The sequence below is a fragment of the Amycolatopsis pigmentata genome (genome assembly GCF_042684065.1).
GTDB classification, from domain to species: Bacteria; Actinomycetota; Actinomycetes; order Mycobacteriales; family Pseudonocardiaceae; genus Amycolatopsis_E; species Amycolatopsis_E pigmentata.
Genome location: NZ_JBHUKR010000001.1, coordinates 73,223 through 90,213 on the forward strand (window position 1 = coordinate 73,223; position 16,991 = coordinate 90,213).

At 67.0% G+C, this 16,991-nt stretch carries 15 protein-coding genes; 9 read left to right on the forward strand and 6 right to left on the reverse strand.

Features of this window, described 5'->3' with window-relative positions; all coding sequences use genetic code 11:
* Positions 1-34 precede the first annotated feature (34 nt).
* From ACFSXZ_RS00275 to ACFSXZ_RS00285, 3 genes are all read left to right on the forward strand, one after another.
* Positions 35-787 (forward strand): SDR family NAD(P)-dependent oxidoreductase, encoded by a 753-nt coding sequence (locus tag ACFSXZ_RS00275; RefSeq protein WP_378259939.1) that lies wholly within the window; start codon positions 35-37, stop codon positions 785-787.
* Positions 788-1,301: 514 nt separating this feature from the next.
* Positions 1,302-2,147, forward strand: a complete 846-nt coding sequence (locus ACFSXZ_RS00280) for a class I SAM-dependent methyltransferase (RefSeq protein WP_378259941.1) — start codon at positions 1,302-1,304, stop codon at positions 2,145-2,147.
* A 308-nt stretch (positions 2,148-2,455) separates the two neighbouring features.
* Positions 2,456-2,788 carry a helix-turn-helix domain containing protein gene (locus ACFSXZ_RS00285; protein ID WP_378259943.1) on the forward strand — a complete coding sequence of 111 codons (333 nt, stop codon included), beginning with the start codon at positions 2,456-2,458 and terminating at the stop codon, positions 2,786-2,788.
* Positions 2,789-3,152: 364 nt separating this feature from the next.
* Here the strand turns inward: ACFSXZ_RS00285 and ACFSXZ_RS00290 are convergent, their stop codons facing one another.
* Complete coding sequence (locus tag ACFSXZ_RS00290) at positions 3,153-3,371, reverse strand: hypothetical protein (RefSeq protein WP_378259945.1); 219 nt, start codon at positions 3,369-3,371, stop codon at positions 3,153-3,155.
* Positions 3,372-3,417: 46 nt separating this feature from the next.
* Complete coding sequence (locus tag ACFSXZ_RS00295; RefSeq protein WP_378259947.1) at positions 3,418-5,691, reverse strand: FAD-dependent monooxygenase; 2,274 nt, start codon at positions 5,689-5,691, stop codon at positions 3,418-3,420.
* A gap of 84 nt (positions 5,692-5,775) precedes the next feature.
* Between ACFSXZ_RS00295 and ACFSXZ_RS00300 the strand changes: the two genes are divergently transcribed.
* A complete protein-coding gene (locus ACFSXZ_RS00300; RefSeq protein ID WP_378259949.1) occupies positions 5,776-6,447 on the forward strand; it encodes a TetR/AcrR family transcriptional regulator in 672 nt (223 codons plus the stop codon).
* A gap of 1,829 nt (positions 6,448-8,276) precedes the next feature.
* Here ACFSXZ_RS00300 and ACFSXZ_RS00305 read toward each other — a convergent pair.
* Genes ACFSXZ_RS00305 through ACFSXZ_RS00320 form a run of 4 tightly spaced genes read right to left on the reverse strand, consistent with a single transcriptional unit; the run spans position 8,277 to position 11,054 of the window.
* Entirely contained in the window at positions 8,277-9,221 is a 945-nt protein-coding gene (locus ACFSXZ_RS00305) for an MBL fold metallo-hydrolase (protein ID WP_378259951.1), read from the reverse strand.
* The gene (locus ACFSXZ_RS00310; protein WP_378259953.1) at positions 9,211-9,831 is read right to left on the reverse strand and encodes a nuclear transport factor 2 family protein; all 621 of its coding nucleotides are present in this window, start codon (positions 9,829-9,831) and stop codon (positions 9,211-9,213) included. The genes ACFSXZ_RS00305 and ACFSXZ_RS00310 overlap by 11 nt, the downstream gene beginning before the upstream one ends.
* Complete coding sequence (locus tag ACFSXZ_RS00315) at positions 9,828-10,385, reverse strand: VOC family protein (RefSeq protein WP_378259955.1); 558 nt, start codon at positions 10,383-10,385, stop codon at positions 9,828-9,830. Before ACFSXZ_RS00315 ends, ACFSXZ_RS00310 begins: the two co-directional genes overlap by 4 nt.
* Before the next feature lie 51 nt (positions 10,386-10,436).
* Positions 10,437-11,054: a VOC family protein gene (locus tag ACFSXZ_RS00320; protein ID WP_378259957.1), complete on the reverse strand. Its 618-nt coding sequence runs from the start codon at positions 11,052-11,054 to the stop codon at positions 10,437-10,439.
* 176 nt (positions 11,055-11,230) lie between these two features.
* Between ACFSXZ_RS00320 and ACFSXZ_RS00325 the strand changes: the two genes are divergently transcribed.
* From ACFSXZ_RS00325 to ACFSXZ_RS00345, 5 genes are all read left to right on the forward strand, one after another.
* On the forward strand, positions 11,231-11,995 hold the full coding sequence (locus ACFSXZ_RS00325) for a GntR family transcriptional regulator (protein ID WP_378259959.1): 765 nt from the start codon (positions 11,231-11,233) through the stop codon (positions 11,993-11,995).
* A 141-nt stretch (positions 11,996-12,136) separates the two neighbouring features.
* Positions 12,137-13,048, forward strand: coding sequence for a fumarylacetoacetate hydrolase family protein (locus tag ACFSXZ_RS00330; protein ID WP_378259961.1), 912 nt, complete (start codon positions 12,137-12,139; stop codon positions 13,046-13,048).
* Positions 13,048-14,796, forward strand: a complete 1,749-nt coding sequence (locus tag ACFSXZ_RS00335; protein ID WP_378259963.1) for an FAD-dependent monooxygenase — start codon at positions 13,048-13,050, stop codon at positions 14,794-14,796. Before ACFSXZ_RS00330 ends, ACFSXZ_RS00335 begins: the two co-directional genes overlap by 1 nt.
* A complete protein-coding gene (locus tag ACFSXZ_RS00340) occupies positions 14,793-16,085 on the forward strand; it encodes an MFS transporter (RefSeq protein WP_378259965.1) in 1,293 nt (430 codons plus the stop codon). Before ACFSXZ_RS00335 ends, ACFSXZ_RS00340 begins: the two co-directional genes overlap by 4 nt.
* A gap of 16 nt (positions 16,086-16,101) precedes the next feature.
* On the forward strand, positions 16,102-16,677 hold the full coding sequence (locus ACFSXZ_RS00345; RefSeq protein ID WP_378259967.1) for an NADPH-dependent FMN reductase: 576 nt from the start codon (positions 16,102-16,104) through the stop codon (positions 16,675-16,677).
* The last annotated feature ends 314 nt before the right edge of the window (positions 16,678-16,991 follow it).

The following is a 16,991-nucleotide window of genomic DNA, read 5'->3' on the forward strand; positions in this document are numbered from 1 at the left end:
GGACGACTACCCAGATGAATGGACGACGAGTTCCGTGAGCAACGCATTTCACAACAAGATCGCGGTCGTGACGGGCGGGAGTGCCGGTATCGGCCACGTCACCGCACAGAAGATCGCCGAGGGAAGCGGCACTGTCTACATCACGGGCCGGGACCAGGACGCCCTGACGGCGGCGGCCGCGGACATACCGGGTGATGTCATCGGGGTGCGGGCCGACTCGCGCTCGGCCGACGACCTTGACCGGCTCTTCGCGCAGGTGGAGCGGCGCAGCGGTCGGGTGGACGTGCTGGTCGTCAACGCGGCGGCGATCGCGACCGCACCGCTGGGAACCATCACCGAGGACATCATCAGAACGGTCTTCGACGTCAACATCACCGGCACGATCATGACCGTCCAGAAGGCGCTGCCGCTGCTGGCGGACGGTGGCGTCATCGTCCTCACTGGATCGATGGCCGCACACAAGGCGTCGCGTGGGCGAAGTCTTTACGCGGCCTCCAAGGCCGGTGTCCGCGCCCTCGCCCGCACCTGGGCCCTTGAGCTGACCCCACGCGGGATCAGGGTGAACGTGGTGAGCCCGGGCCCGACGGACACGCCCGGTATCGCACAACTGGCCGCCACCGCCGAGGAACGCGAGGCGCTCTTCGCCACGATGGGTACCGGGACCCCGATGACCCGGGCCGGTACCGCGGAAGAAGTCGCCGCCGTCATCGCCTTCGTCGCCTCGGACGCGGCCTCCCACGTCAACGGCGCCGACTACCAGGTCGACGGCGGATACGGCCAGGTCTGACATCCTCGCGGGGCCGTCACGGACTACCTGGCCACGACCGATTGCCTTCGATTAGCGCGTGCCAGCCCGGAGCCCATGAATGTCTTCTGCCGGATCGCTGGGTAGGCGAGGTGTCACACCGGTGCCCTTTCAGGCATACCACTTGACCTGTCAGGACATTTCCGGTGGAGACGCCAACGTGTCCGGCGAACGGGGTCAAGCTCATTTCCCCTGAATCGGGCCCATTGTGCAGCCGAGGGTTGGCGGCTGGTTTCGCCCGTGATGTAACCGCGGTTGTTGGTGAGACCTGACGGCATTCACGAGGACAAAGCGTGGCGTCCCGGGCGTGGTGGCGTGCAGGCGGCTGTGACGCTGGCGTGCATGGCCGTTTTGGAGTATCCCGATGGTGTGGGGAGATCGTGGCGGCCAGGTGATCTGGTTATGGCCGTGAGGGCGCTTCAGGCACATCCTGTGAAGTGCGCGGAGTGGGCGAGCGTGGTCGGCATGCTGGGTCCTGGCCGGCGAGGAGGAAGGCATGGAAAGCGCGCCGAGCAGGACGGCGATGTTCGCGGCCGTGTCGCGTGGATTGTTTCGCCTGGAGACGGCGTCGCCGTGGGTACTGGACGATGTGCTGGCCCTGGTGCTTGTCGGCCCGGTATGGCAGCAGCTGCGAGACCAGTTCGATCCACTGTTCCCCGGCCCGGTCCGTCGCGAATCCCGCGCGGCCGTCTGCACCCGCAGCCGGTACGCCGAGGACCGGCTGGCGGCTGGCGCCTTCACGCAGTACGTGATTCTTGGCGCAGGGCTTGACTCGTTCGCGTGGCGGCGGCCGGATCTGCTCGGCTCGCTCACGGTGTTCGAGGTTGATCACCCTGACTCCCAGACCTGGAAGCTCGAGCGGGCCAGAGAACTCGGCCTGCCGCTCAGCGACGCGCAGGTATTCGTGCCGGCTGATTTCGAGGCCGGACCGGTTCAGGATGCTCTGGGCCCGGCCGGGTTCGACTGGGCGCAACCGGCGATGTTCTGCTGGACAGGCGTCGCCCCCTACCTGACCGCACACGCGATCGAGTCGACGTTGCGCACGATCGCGGCGGCCGCTCCCGGATCTGAGGTGGTGTTCTCCTACCGGGCCGAGGACGCTGCGCTCGACGACGTGGGGACGGAATTCGCCCGCATCTACACACCGATCGCGGCCTCTGTCGGCGAGCCTCTTCAGCCCGGCTGGCCGGTAGCCGAGATCGAGAGACTGGTCAACCGGTGCGGGCTCAAGGTCGTGGACCACCCCACACGTGCAGACCTCCAGCAGCGATACTTCGCCGACCGCACCGACGGCCTGCGGCCCTACACCTTCGAGACCCTGGTAGCCGCACGGGTCACCTGAGCGAGCGCACGCCACGTCCGGCAACTTCACCCCAGCGCCGATCTCCGTATTGCCATGTGGAGCAGGAGCCCGGGGACTGGCCCGAAATGGTTACCACGCCCAGTTAATGAACAGTAACTCGACAACAGTCCACAATGGACTAAAATTCGGTCTACCAAAAAACAACGCCCGACCCGCGGAAACCGCAGTGCCGGGCGATCTTGAAAACTGTGGAGGTTAGGGAAGCTTACTCGAACATAAAAGACCAGTTCAGGGCCCTGGAAGAGCTCCGCGAGAAACTTCCCAGCCTCGATACCCCAGAGCCGACCTTGGTCAAGCGCGACCGACCTCGCCGGGTCCGGCAACTCGCTGCCGATCAAGTCGAGCAGCTGATCGCCGATTACCAGTCCGGCGCGACGGTGTACGAACTCGGTGACCGGTTCGGCATCGAACGGCGGACGGTCAGCAACATCCTCCACCGGCACCGCGTGCCAATGCGCCGCCGCGGCCTCACGCCCGAGCAGGTCGACGACGCCATCCACCTCTACAACCTCGGCTGGTCCCACGGGACCCTCGGCGCCCGCGCGGCGACGATCACGAGCCTGCTGCTACTGGGAGTTCCCGAGGCGCGCGCGATCGCTCTCGTGGACGACCGGCACTGACCCGAGCACGGCACGTTCCTGTTCGGCGCCTCGACCGGCTTCGCCGTCGCCGGCTACCAAACCGCCCTCTACACCCACGCCCCACCAGAACAACTCGGCACCGCCTCCGGCCTGCTGCGCACGTTCGGCTACGTCGGCTCGATCGCCTCCTCCGCCATCACCGTCATGATCTTCCACCACCAGGTCAGCGATCACAGCATCCACCTCATCGGCTGGATCATGATCGGCGTCAGCCTCGCCCTCACCATCCTCACCCTCGCCGACCGAACCCCTGCGCACCACCGCTCCCGCCGGCCGGTGACAGTACGGCGGCCAGCACACCGCGGTAATCTCGAACTTACCGCCACGGTCGAGAAACCCGACATCAACGAACAACGCGAAACCCGGTCCGGTCAACCGCAACTGGAAGAGGTTGCGCGGCTGCAGGCACGACGCCCGCAAGCTCAGCGAATGGCTTCCGGACCACATCACACAGCGGGACCAGGGTGAGGTGCCCGCCGCCGACGCCGAACAGCCCCGAGCGGGTGCCGCCGAGCACCCGGCCGAGCATGAGGGCAAGGATGCGGCGGCCGGTCACGACCATGACCTCCGGGCCGTCCCCGGGCGGGCGCCCGGGGAGCGGTCGCGCGTCAGGGGAGCAGTTGGGCAAGGGCGTCGATCATGGTTTGGGCGAGGCGCTTGGAGCCGTTGATGCTGGGGTGGGTGTCGTCGGGGGCAGCGTATTCGGAGTGGAGACGGGTCGGATCGGTCTGCGAGCGGATCGCCGCGTCGAAGTCGACACAGGTGTGATCCGAGGACCGAATCCACTCGTTCAGTCCTTGACGGAGTTCCTCGCGAGCCTCGTCGCCACGCAGCTCCGGGCCGAGCGGGGTGATCGTGGCGAGTGCCACGGTGATCCCGGCCGCTTCGGCGCGGCGGATGAGTTGCTGGTAGCCGTCGATGAGCTGGCCGAGGGTGGGCATCTCCTCGATCGAGGTGACGCGCCCTGGCAAGCCCCAGTCGTTGCTGTTGTAGGCGATGACGAGATGCGTGGCGCCCGCGGTGCCGAGCACGTCGTCGTCGAACCGGGTCAGTCCGGCCAGGCCCCAGGACGGGGTCTTGGCTGGGGCGTCGAGGTGAACGCGGTTCCCGGGGATGCCGCGATTGACGATTGCGATGCGGGAGCCGTCGGGCAGGAGCCCGGCGGCGTATTGCGGCCAGCCCATCGCGGTGCTGGACGCGCCGAAGGCCACGATGACAGCGCGCGGCTCGGCTCCGGCGACCTCGACGGTGCACAGGAACGGGCCGCCGGCAGGCAGCGACCAGTCCGCCCCGTCCGGCTCGTGGGAGGCTGGCCGCAATGCAATGCCGGGCTTCAGCGCCGAGCCCTCAACAGGGAACGGACGCGCTCCGGCGAAGTCTCCGGGTAGGGAACGGTCGAAGCGGAACCCGGCGGCCGTCGCATACGGGGTGGGCTCGGGCAGATAGATGTCGACGAGGACGTCGTCGGCGTGTCGGACGGTCAGCTCGATCGGGTCGGTCCACCGGGATTCGCCGGCAGGAATCTCGATCGTGGATTGCCCGTTGAACGTAGCCTCGACGAAGCGGTCGCCGACGCCGATCGCGGCACGTCCGATGCGGACGGGGCCGTCTGCGTAGCGGTTGCTGAGCTCTACACGGACGTGACTGCCGCCGATGCTGGCGGGCACGGTCATCCGCACGGTGACGTCGTCGAAGTCGGGCTCGTCATCCTCGCCGCGGTGATCCGAGACGGCCTGGCCCCACGCCGGGACCCAGTCCAGCCCGTGCCCGCCGATGAATTCGATGAACGCATACGGAGCCCGCTCGCCCAGGCACAGCTCCTGGATCGCATGCGCGTCCGCGGCCTCGGCGCTGCTGCGCGCGAACATCTTCTCCTCGAAGCCGGCCAGAGCCGCCTCGATGTCGCCGGGGTTGGCGGCGATCGCCTGGGCGAGCTCGGCACCGTCGAGCATGGCAAGGTTCGCGCCCTCCCCGGAGGGCGGCATCAGGTGCGCGGCATCCCCGATCAGGGTGACCCCGGGCACCCGTCGCCAGTGGTGGTCATCGGGCAGTGCGTGGATCATCCGCGCGACCGGTGGCCTCTCCCCGTCGGTGATGAGAGCGAGAAGCTCGGCCGCCCAGCCCTCGAACTCCGCCGCGATCCGCGCCGTCGCGGCAGCGGGATCAGCGAAGTCGATGGCGGCGAACCACTCCTCGGACCGGGCGAGCTCGACGTAGGTGTGGATCACGCCGCCCGCCTCGCGGTGCGCGGTGATGCCCTTGCCCGGGGTCAGCGCGTACATCACCCCCGCGCCCACCGCTGCCGCCGTCGCCTGGTGGCGCTCGTCGACGTCGTACAGGTACGTCTCGACGAATGTGGCTCCGGCGTACACGGGTGCGGCGTCAGACAGCAGCGGACGCACCTTCGACCAGGCTCCGTCCGCGCCGACGAGCAGGCCGGTCGTCACGGTGGACCCGTCCGCGAAGTTCAGCTCGTGACGCCCCTCGCCCAGCGCGGTCACGCTGGTGAGCTTGCGGTCCCACTGAACCGTCCCTTCCGGAAGGGAGTCAAGCAGGAGCCAGCGAAGATCCCCGCGCAGCACCTCGGGGCGCCCGCCCGTTCCGTCGTCGGGCTCCTCGAACAAAAGCGCGCCCCGCGGGCTCAGAACCCGGGTCGCCTCCGCTCCTTCATGGATGAGCGCCCGGAACTGCGCGGTCAGCCCCGCCGCTTCCAGCGCCGCCTGTCCCGTGTGCTCGTGGATGTCGAGCTGGCCGCCCTGGGTGCGCGCCTCGGCCGACGGGTCCAGCTCGTAGACGGTCGCGGGAACCCCGTTCAGGTGCAGAACCCTGGCCAGGGTCAGGCCACCCAGGCCTGCCCCGATGATCGTCGCTGGCGTCGTCACGATGATTGCTCCCCACTCGATACGCGCCTGGTATGGCGTACCAGTTAGTTTGGTACGCCGTACCAGGCGTGTCAAACTGAGGCCGTGGCGAAGACGAATCGTTCTCCCGGTGCGCGCCCTGCTGCGCTCACCCGTGATCGGATCGCCGAGGCCGCGATCGAACTCCTCGATGCTCACGGTCAGAGCGGGCTCACCTTCCGCGCCCTCGCGCTCAAACTGGAGACCGGCCACGGCGCCATCCAATGGCACGTGACGAACAAAGCCGAGCTTCTGACCGCGGCCACGGTCGGCGCCCTCACGCGCGCCCTGGCCTCGCCCGTGCCAGGGATGCCGCCACGACACGTCATCCACACCGTTGCTCTCGGCGTCTTCGACGCGATCGACGCCCACCCCTGGCTCGGTCCCCAGCTCTTCGCCGTGCCCTGGCAACCGGCAATGGTCAAGCTCTGGGAGCAGATCGGACGGCCCCTCGAAGACCTCGGAGTTCCCGACAGCGCTCAGTTCACGGCAGTGTCCACTCTGGTGAGCTACATCGTGGGCGTCGGAAGCCAAAACGCCACGAACACCCAAGCCCTCACCGGACACGGCAGCCGGAACGAATTTCTCGACGCCGTCGCCGAACGCTGGGAAAGCCTGGACCCGGCCGAGCACCCCTTCGTCACACGCGTCGCCGGCCGCCTGCGCGTGCACGACGACCGCGAGGAATTCCTCGCCGGCATCGACATCATCCTCAACGGGCTCCTGACCGCCCGGTGAGAAGCGCAGTGCCCTTCTCTTGACGAGACAGGTCTGCGCGTTCCTGGCGCGTCCAGCCGCGTCTGATCCTGGCCGGCAAGCAACTTCTCGTGAAGGCGCGTCTTCCATCTTGCTGCTGCCGGTAGGCTCCGCCGACACACGGAGGAGCAGCCGTGACGGCATGGTGGGTGCTGGACCTGCGACCCGAGCCCACCGAGCCCCGGATCCTGCCCGGCGGCCACCGTGGGCGCCGGACGCGAGGTACTGGGCCCCGGATCGGTTGCCTGGGCCGCCAAGGTCGCCTACGAGGCGGAACTACGTGTCGTCGAAGTCGTGCCGGAACTCGCCGGCACCACCTCGATCGACACGGTCCGCCTTCCCGCCGAGGCCTGCGTCCTGGCCGACATGGCGTTCTGCGTCCCGGCCATGCACGACCAGGGCCCGGCTCGACGCCGACGAGCGACAGCCGCGATCCCGGTGACCTCCAGCCCGCCAGCCAGTGACCAACGGCGCCGCGTGGACCGTCGCGGGACAGTTCTGCCCATCCACACGAACAAACACGCCTCCGCGGTCCTGGCGTACGTAGACGGCTGTGGCCGACGTCGTAATCCGGCGGACCAAGACGTTCGGTCGCCCGGCTCACGACATGATCGAACGAATCAGTGTATATAACAAATCCGATTCAATTCGATATCGCGTGTCCAAAATCAGTCTGTGGAGCCAAGGGGACTCGAACCCCTGACCCCCTCACTGCCAGTTACCTCTTATCCTCACGCCACCCGGCCAGTAGTCGCTCAACCTCAGCCGCCGCCTCCGCAGCATTGCGCGTGTCGCGCACCATCGTTGCCCCCGCCTGATACGGATCGCCTTCGTAGACGACGTATCCGTGCTCGCGACTCAGTACAACATAAGCAGGTGCGATCGCACCGCCCCGCCATGCTGCAGTGCTGAAACACAGAGCACTGTGGCTCATGAACGAAACAGTCGACAAAGTGCAGTGCGACGACTCGCTTCCATCAATTCGGCGAGGATTGGCGGTTCGGTTGCAGAGGAGACCTCGGCGCGCCGAGCATCTCGCGTCCTCGCGACACTCACCCACGATTCCCAGTACGATCCAACGACTCGGCCATGCTTCCACCCACATCCGTCGATGGGTCCCCACCCCGAGTGCCGACCAATGCCCCTGCTCCATATGCACAGCATACCGCCTAGCAAGTAGCCAGAGCCGAAAGACAATCACTACCAGGCCGAAATCCGAAAGTCCGGCGCAAGAAGGCAAACACGTTGCTTCACAGTGCACAGCCAAAACCTCTTGCGCAGGCCGTGAGTTCCTGTCAACAGGGTGCGGCACCATTGTAGAAGGTGGTGGCCGACCGAGCGGCGGCATTAGTGCATACGTATCGAAACTCCGCTGCCGTAAAACCATTCATCTCATTGGATCACGCCACGTTACCGCACGTTTATCAATTGCAAAGTTCATGAGGGCATCTGGGTTTACTCCGTTTGACGTCCTCGCAACCTCAAGCCCATAAAAACCAGAACCCGCCCAACGAAACCGCGGGAGGACATAACCTCGCGCCACCTTCGAGCCTTTCGACCAGACACGACCAGGCACACAGGGAGGAACCGACCTCAGTCGGCCTGCTCCCCCCGCCAGCGCGGTATTCTCTTCGGCGTTTAAAAGCGACGCGGTCGGTCGACGGACGCAATGCCCTCGACCCGCTCGTCTGGTCCGCCGCCGGCTGACGCGCAAGGCCCGGCACGGATAAGAACGACGATTGACGTCGAGTTCCCTGCGCGGCGGTGCCCGACGGCCGCCTCTGGTGCCGCCGGGCCGTTGATGCCAGCCCTTACTGTCCTGGCCAGTCGTAGGGCTCGGCCGTCCACACCGCTTGGGTGCCGACGGTACCGATCCGGCCCAGGTTGGGCCACGGGAAGTGCGGGGTGAAGAACCGGCCTCGCCGGGCGCCGAGATCCACGATCAGCCGCTGCCGCGTACGCACGGCGGTCTCGGGGTCGCTGTCGAGCGCGAACGGCCATTCAGGGTGTTCGACCGAGAGGACGGCATGTCCGAAAGCGTCGGCGGTGTAGAGAAGATCGGCGCCGTCGCTCTCGACGAGGTATCCGACTTGGCCTGGCGTGTGGCCGGGGAAACCGACGGCGGTGATGCCGGGCGCGGGCGCGCTCCCGGCCGGGAACGTGTGCAGCCGGTTCCCGGCCCTGTCGATGAACTTCCGGGCGGACCGAACCAGGTCCGCCGCCGCCTCAGGGGGCACCAGGAGACGGCTCAGGTCCGGGGTGTCGGCCGACCAGAAGGCGACCTCCTCCTCGGGGGCGAACAAGCGGGCTTGTGGGAACGTCGGCTGTCCAGCGGGGTCGAACGCCCCGCCGATGTGGTCGGGATGCAGGTGCGACAGCAGCACCGTATCGACCTCTCCCGGATCGATCCCGGCGGCGAACAGGTTCTCGACCAGCTTCCCGGCCGTGCGCAAAGGCGCGCCTGTCGGTCCGGGCATCGAACCGATTCCGGTGTCGATCAGCGTTGTCCGTCCATGCTCGGGGTCGGCCACGAGCAGACACGAGATCTGACTCCGCATCTCCGTGACGTCGTGACCGCGCCGGCGTAGGTGGTCGGCGATGTCGTCCGCCTCGACCGCGAAACCGAGCGTCTCGACCTGGGTCGCAACGAAGCCGTCGCTGATGGTCAGACAGCTGAGCCGCCCGACCGTGAAGGGGTGGAACCCGGCGGGGGCCTGGAGGGAAAGCTTCGGCCCGGTCGTCGCGTTACTCATCATGGCCCTCCAGCCAATGCCCGACTCGCTCGTAGAACGCGGCGACCTCCTGGGGACGGTCCTCGCCGAGTTCGGAGTCGGAGACCGTGACGCCGGTCTGTGCGAGACGCCAGGCGAGCAGAGCGTACGCGGGGCGGTACGGCGCCAGTTCGGCCGCCGGTACTCGGACAGTCTCACCGGGAACCGACGGCGTTAACCGGGAAGTCTCGTAGATGACGTCGAGTGAGAGGATGCGCCACTCACCGGAACGACGTTCGAGCCGGTAGTTCAGGCGCATGAAGGACGTGAGGTCGGCCTGGACGCCCTCGACCATCACCGGCGATGTGTTCACTGTGGACATTTCGGTGTGCGCGCGATCGCCGGTAACCCGGACGGCCGGGGCGAAGGTGCGGTGCAGCGCTCGATTGTTGCTCCGGTACCGCTCCCGGGAAGCGGCCACGTAACCCGGGCCGTCACCGCCATACCAGGTGACGTGCACCGTCGAGTCGGGCCAGTAGGCGGTCGCCATCGCGTCGTGCCATCCGCGGTCGCTGCTCTGGCGTTCACGCAGCACTATCTGGGCCACGGCCGAAGCGTCGAGTGTGGATGCGGCGGATATGGTGGACGCGGTCATTCGGTTGCGCTTTCACGGCGGCCGGGCGCCACGCGACCGAACTCCGTCTCGTACGGCATGACGGTCGGATAGCAGATCAGCTCGATCGTCGAGCCCCACGGTGTCTGGGTGTACCAGGCCTTGTTGCCCGCGCCGGCCTCATAACCGAACATCTCCACCGGGCCCCCGGGCAGGGCCTTGCCGCCCGCGGCCTCGATGCGCTCCGCTGCCGCATAGATGTCGTCGACGTAGATGGCCGCGTGGTGGAAGCCGAGGTCGGAGGCGACGACCGGCTCTCGCTGATCGTCCACCTTCCACTCGAAGAGTTCGATCATGGGGCCGCCGTCGAGTGCGATCTTCACCAGAGCGGTGATCTTCGCTCCTTCTGGCACGCCGAGCGCCACCGACAGGTCTTCGGCATCGATGATCGCCTTGGCCTCCGGAGTCATGATGTCGAACGTGGTCTCCACCCCGAAGACTTTCTCGAAGAACTCAATGGCGGCGGGGATATCCGGCACGGTCATCCCGATGTGGTCGATGCCCGCACGGGTGGGGCGGACTTTTTGCTGCGTCATGTCCTCGGCCTTTCCGTCGATGTGGGGTTGCGCGATGGTGCGGTTGGCCGGTCAGTAAATCTCGGGCAGGAGCACGTCGGCCGGCGGGTGCTCCGGTCGGTACTTGCCGGCCCTAGCTCCTTCGTGGATTTCGCTCTGCGGCAGGCCCTGCGCGCGGGCTTCGACGAGTTTCTCCGGGTCGAACCACTCGCCGATCGGGTTCTCGGCGAATTCGCCGGCCGCCCACATCCACTCCTTGGAAACCGCCCAGTCCCCAAAGGTGTCGAACTGGATCTCGACGCCGTTGCCCTCCGGGTCGGCGTAGTACATCGACATGGTGATGCCGTGGTCGAGGCACATGAACGGGGTGATCCCACGGTCGCGCAACCGGATGTAGTTGTCCAGCCACACCTCGAAGGTCGGGTACTCGAACGCGGTGTGGTGCAGGCCGGCGCTGGTCGACTTGTTCACCGGGCGGCTGATGCCCGGGTGAGCGATCAGCGCGATGCGATGGTTGGCCTCGTCGTTGGTCAGCCAGGCGGCGGACTCGGCATAGTGGACGGGGACCAAGCCCGCCACCGTTCGATACCACTCGACCATCTCATCCAGCTTCAGGGTGAGAAACGTTGTGTGGTGCAGCTTCGGCGCGATGATCGGAGTGTCGCGGTGATCGCGGTGATCGCGGGGCATGACTACCTCCATGAGCGGCGGCAACGAGAGAGGCAGCAAGTCCTGCCCTACCTACTCGGCCGAATCGACAGCAGATGGCATGAGCCACAGAGAGACGTCGAGACCAGCGGTCGCGCCGTACGCCGAAGACATTAGGCGCTAGATTATAAGATGTCAACATGGCATAACATGTCCTCGTGGCGCTACATGACGACAGGCAGGGGGTTGCGGTGGACAGGCAACAAGGAGTGCGGTCGGTCGCCTCCAAGAAGGCATCGGCGGTCGACCTGGTCCTCCACGAGATCCGACGCTCGATCCTCAACGGCGACCTGCCCCCAGGGCAACCGTTCACGGTCCCCGCCCTTACCGAACAGCTCGGAGTCAGCCATGTCCCTGTCCGCGAGGCACTGCGACAACTCGAGGCTCAAGGCCTGGTGGTACTGAGCCCCTCTCGCAGCGCGATCGTGACACCACTGGACCCCGCCGACCTCCGGTCGATCTACCGGGCCAGGATGATCCTGGAGCCCGAACTCGCCGCACTGGCGGCCCCCCACCGGACCGACACCGAGCTCGACAGTCTTGCCGAGCTGGTTCGCACCACGTTTGACCAGGTGCTCGGCGAAGCGTTTTGGGAGCCGCACCGCGCCTTCCACGCCGCCCTGCTCGAACCGGCCGCCAGCGTCTGGGATCGCAGGATTCTGACCCCCCTCTGGGACGCTTCGGAGCGCTATTCCCGGCTGGTTTTCGACCCGGTCGAAGCGCCGGAGGTATTCGCTGCCCACCGCAGCCACGCGCATGAGGAACTCGTCGACGCCGCCCGCTCACGCGACCCGGTAAGGGTTCGCGCCGCCGTCCTTGCACACCTGGAAAACAACCTGCAGACCATCCTTGCCGCGATGACCCGTGTCGGCGTTGCCGCCTCGGACGAGGCTGGCGACCAGTACCGCGGCGCCACCGCGTGACCCTCGCGGCACCAGCCGTGTGACCCGTCGCGGCGCTTCGCGACGCGCAATGATGCGTTGACAAGTTATAAGTTGTTTCCTAGATTTTGTAAGCCGCCCGTCGGTCGACGGGAATCCACCTCGACGATGAGGAGCCACACCATGCGTCTTGTCACGGCAGCGGGCCGGCTGACCCTGCTGTCCCCCGATGGGAAAACGGAGCTGGACGGCATGGCTTCGGACCGCCTGTTCGGCTGGGATGTGGCGGAGCTGAGCGCGGGTCGTTTCGACTCCTCACCGCAGGGGGTCTACGCCCGGTGGGCGGAGTTCCGTGCCTGGGTCGCGGAAACGAACCCCAGTGCCGGCGAGATCAAGCCGCAGTTGATCGACCCGATGTCGCTGGGTCCGGTGGCACCGCGTCCGCCGCAAGTGTTCGCGGTGGGACTCAACTACCGCGACCACGCCACCGAGTCGGGCATGGCAATACCCGACGAGCCACTGGTGTTCACCAAGTACGCCTCGGCGTTCACCGGTCCTTACGGTGAGATCGCGCTCTCCCCCGGCGACGTCGACTGGGAGGTCGAACTCGTCGCCGTCATCGGGATCGGCGGACACCGCATCCAGGAGGCCGACGGCTGGGACCACGTGGCCGGATTGACCGTCGGTCAGGACCTCTCCGACCGTGTTACCCAATTCGCGGTAGCTCCCCCGCAGTTCGGCATGGGCAAGTCCTACCCCGGCTTCGCCCCCGTCGGTCCCGCACTGGTCACCGTGGACGAACTGCGCGCCGCAGGACACGACCCCGACGACCTGGAAATCGGCTGCGCCGTCAACGCCCAGACCGTGCAGAAATCCCGCACCGGCCAGATGGTGTTCTCCGTTCCGGCGCTCGTGGCGAAGCTGTCCGAGGTGGTGACCCTGCTGCCCGGCGACGTCATGTTCACCGGAACCCCAGCCGGTGTCGGCGTGGGCCAGGACCCACCCCGCTTTCTCGCCGAGGGGGACGAACTGACCACATGGTGCGAGGGCATCGGACGCTTGCGGCATCGCTTGGTCGGAAAGGCGGCCTCGTGATGGCCCACCACTCCACGGAAGTACTCATTGTCGGAGGTGGACCCACCGGTCTCGCGGCCACGATCGCGCTGGGTCGACTAGGGGTCTCGACGACGCTCGTCGAACGCCGGGGCACGACCTCAACCCATCCCCGAGGTCATGTCGAGAACGGCCGCACCATGGAAATCTTCCGGTTGTGGGGAATCGACGAACAGGTGCGCGACGAAGGCCTGCCTCGAGCATTCCTCGGCGGAGTCACCTTCATGACACGCCTGAGCGGTATCGAGCTCGGTTCCCTCCGGTTCCGGGAGGACTCCGAGTGGCTGATGGGCCCGGACGGCCAGGGCCCCGCGGCGTTGTCCTCCACGCCACAGGATCGCCTCGAACCGATCCTCCTCGAACGTGCCCAGCGGTGCCCGTCGGTGACCAGCCGCTTCAACTGGGAGGTCCGCGATCTCGTGAACGGCCCGGAGGCCGTCACGGCCACCCTCCACGGACCGGCAGGCGAGGTGGAGACGATCGACGCGGCGTATGTGATCGCGGCGGACGGTCCTCGCAGCGCGGTCCGCGAGGCACTGGGAATCCAGGTCGACGGCCCCGGTGCCCTGGGTTCACAGCTCGGAATCTATTTCCACGCCGATCTCCCATGGCTTGCCGCCACGCGGCCGAACGCCCTCTACTGGCTCTACAACCCCGAAGTGCAGGGCGTCGTGATCTCCCTCGACGGCGCCCGCCGGTGGCACCTGCTCTTCGCCTACGACGCCCAGCGCGAGTCCGTCGAGGACTATCCGCCGGAGCGGTGTGAAGCCATTGTCCGCGCGCTCGTCGGCCGCGAGGACATCCCCATCGAGATCCGCAGCGTGCTGCCGTGGCAGATGCGTGCGGCGGTGGCCGAGCGGTTCCGAGCGGGCCGGGTGTTCCTGGCCGGCGACGCCGCGCACACCATGCCGCCGACGGGCGGTATGGGCATGAACACAGGCATCGGTGACGCACACAACCTGGCCTGGAAGCTTCACGCCGTCCTGCGGGGGATCGCGGAACCGGAACTGCTCGATACCTATGACACCGAACGGCATCCCGTCGGGGTGCGCAACACCGGCAACAGCGTTGCCAACGCCCGTGCGATGGTCGAAAGTGGACTGTCCGGCATCCTCGTCCATGATCCGGAGGGCTTCGCGGCGATCGAGACACCCGGCGGATCGGCCCTCCGCGAGCGACTGGCCCGCGCCGTGCCCGGGCAACTCGACCATTTCTCCTTCGATGGCCTGAGTTTCGGCTATGTCTACGACTCGACGGCCGTCGTGCCGGACGGCACGGTCGTGCCTGAATCCGGTGTCGGTACCTATGTCCCCACCGCCGCGCCGGGTGCCCGGGCCCCGCACACATGGCTGACCCACCGCGGGGAAAAGGTCTCCACCATCGATCTCTCCGACGCCCGCTTCGTTTTGTTGTCAGCGAGTTCGACATGGGCCGACGCGGCTCGCCGTGTGGCCGGCGACGTGAACGCGCCGATCGATGCGGGCCGGGTCGGTTCCGCCGAGGACCTCGCGACCGCCGATTTCGTCGATCCGGATGGCCGGTTCCTCGACCTCTATGAACTGGGCCGGCACGGTGCCGTGCTGATACGACCCGACGGGCACGTCGCCTGGCGAACGCTCGACCTCACCGACGATCCGGAATTCTCGATCCGGGCCGCGATCGGACGTGTGCTCCACCGCACTAGGGCCGTCGCCCCCCATCTGACCGTCACCGCGGGAGGAAACCAATGAGCACAACCGGTTGGCGCCGGAATCCGTGGCTGGTGGTCCTGGGCGCCGGACTGTCCAATATGTTCGGCCTCGGGCCGCTCGTCCTCGGGACCTTCGGTTTGTTCGTCATACCGATATCGCACGAGAGCGGGCTGAGCCGCACCTCGATCACTCTCGCCTTCACGGCGGCGGCGGTCGGCATGGCTTTGGGGACTCTCGTGGCCGGCCGACTGCTCGACGTTTTCGCGCTTCGCGTCGTCGTCATTCCGGCGTGGGTTCTCTACGCCGCGGGTGTGGCCGCCATCGCGGCCGCGCCGCTGGCGCACCCGTGGCTTGTCCTCCCCTACTTTCTGACCGGGCTCTTCGCCGGCGGCACCTTCATCCCGATGACGAAAGCCATCGTGAGCTGGTTCGACAACCGGCGCGGGCTCGCGCTCGCCGTGATGGCCGTGCTCGCCGCACTGGGTTCGACAGTGCTTCCGCCGCTGGCCACGATGATGATCAGGTCCCTCGGCTGGCGCTGGGCCTACCTATTTCTTGGAGTAGCCACCCTGGCCGTCTCCCTCGTGACAATCGTTCCTTTCGTGCGGGTTCGCGGCGAGCAGAGCGTCCGGGGACGGCAGGCGCGCGACACCCCGGCACGAGATGTCAGCCTCGAACTGCCCGGTCTCACCGTGCGAGAGGCGCTGGCCGCACGACAGTTCTGGTTCATCACCGTGATTCTTTGTGTGGCGGGAATGGCCGTATTCGGGATTCAGGTCAACGCCGTGCCGATGCTCACCGACGCGGGGATGCCCCTGAGCCAGGCGGCCCTCCTGCTCACCGTGTACGGCATCACAGCCACCGCCGGGCGGCTCCTCGGTGGGCCGCTGCTCGATCGGATCCCGGCTCGGCTGCTGGTCCCGGTCATCCTGCTCTGCCCTGTCGGCGGGCTGTTCCTGTTGCGGCCGACGTTCTCCGCCGCCGTCGCCGGGATGGCACTCATCGGGCTCGCGTTCGGCGTCGAGGTCGACTTGATGAGTTTCCTGGTCTCCCGCTATCTCGGCCTGCGCCGGTTCGGAACGCTGGTCGGCGCGATGCATTGCGTTGTGCTCTTCTCCGTCGCCTTCGGCCCCGCCATCGTCAGCGCGGGGCGGGACCAGGTCGGCAGCTACGAAGGCATCATGCCGTGGCTCGGCGCCGCACTCGCCGGGTGCGCACTGCTCGCGATGTTCCTGGGGCCCTACCGCTATCCCGCGGTCGCCGGCTTCGATCGTCGTGCTGCCGAGAACGAGCCGACGCCCTCACCGACCCTCTCCAAGCGCGCCTGAGCCGAGGAGTACAGGTATGGAGCCTGATCAGACCAGACCCGTGTTGGCCGTCATCATCGGAAGTGTGCGCCCCGGACGCATCGGCCCCGCGTTCGCCACCTGGTTCACCGAGGTGGCGACGCGCCACAACGCCTTCGACGTCACCACGGTCGACCTCGCCGAGATCGGGCTCCCCTTTCACGACGAACCGAACCACCCCAAAACCGGCATCTACCTGCACGAGCACACCCGGCGCTGGAGCCGGATCGTCGATGCCACCGATGCGTTCGTCCTAGTCACCCCTGAATACAACTACGGCTACAGCCCCGTACTGAAGAACGCACTCGACTACCTGCATCGGGAATGGGTGGACAAGCCGGTCGCTTTCCTGGGTTACGGCGGCGTGGGAGCCGGCACGCGGGCCATCCAGCAGCTCAAGCAGGTCGTCACCACCCTGCGCATGGTGCCGATTTTCGAGGCAGTCACCGTCCCTTTCGCGCCGCGGGAACTCGGCCACGATGGCCAAGTCGTGCCGAACCCCGACCGCGACACCGCGGCACACGCGGTGCTCGACGAACTCGCTCGGCTTACCGCGAAGCTCAGGGGCGGATAGGAGGCCACGCTCGCGTGCGCAAGAGCAAGAGACAGTCGCCACGCCCGCCTCTGGGCGTTGGAACTTGGGGGAACCCGCGGACACCCAGGAGGTCCTTGCAGATGATCTTGTGTCTGGTCAGATGCGCGGCGAAGGCGGCGGGCCCGGTGTACGGGATGTCAAGTGTTTCGAGGAGACCCTGCAAGTGAGCGACAAGGGGGAAGGCCACCTGGCAGGAGGCCAACCCGCGCCCGGGTTCCAGTGTGATCGGTTCCCCCTGCGCAGTCCACGCCCGCGGACTCGTCTCCACGACCACCGACTGGTGGCCGAGTTCG

Bases quoted from the DNA above. Each gene is read 5' to 3' on its own strand.
- ACFSXZ_RS00330 (WP_378259961.1), top strand. From the start codon at position 12,137: ATGCGTCTTGTCACGGCAGCGGGCCGGCTGACCCTGCTGTCCCCCGAT.
- ACFSXZ_RS00290 (WP_378259945.1), bottom strand. From the start codon at position 3,371: ATGGTCGTGACCGGCCGCCGCATCCTTGCCCTCATGCTCGGCCGGGTG.
- ACFSXZ_RS00320 (WP_378259957.1), bottom strand. From the start codon at position 11,054: ATGCCCCGCGATCACCGCGATCACCGCGACACTCCGATCATCGCGCCG.
- ACFSXZ_RS00335 (WP_378259963.1), top strand. From the start codon at position 13,048: ATGGCCCACCACTCCACGGAAGTACTCATTGTCGGAGGTGGACCCACC.
- ACFSXZ_RS00305 (WP_378259951.1), bottom strand. From the start codon at position 9,221: ATGATGAGTAACGCGACGACCGGGCCGAAGCTTTCCCTCCAGGCCCCC.
- ACFSXZ_RS00340 (WP_378259965.1), top strand. From the start codon at position 14,793: ATGAGCACAACCGGTTGGCGCCGGAATCCGTGGCTGGTGGTCCTGGGC.
- ACFSXZ_RS00280 (WP_378259941.1), top strand. From the start codon at position 1,302: ATGGAAAGCGCGCCGAGCAGGACGGCGATGTTCGCGGCCGTGTCGCGT.
- ACFSXZ_RS00345 (WP_378259967.1), top strand. From the start codon at position 16,102: ATGGAGCCTGATCAGACCAGACCCGTGTTGGCCGTCATCATCGGAAGT.
- ACFSXZ_RS00315 (WP_378259955.1), bottom strand. From the start codon at position 10,385: ATGACGCAGCAAAAAGTCCGCCCCACCCGTGCGGGCATCGACCACATC.
- ACFSXZ_RS00310 (WP_378259953.1), bottom strand. From the start codon at position 9,831: ATGACCGCGTCCACCATATCCGCCGCATCCACACTCGACGCTTCGGCC.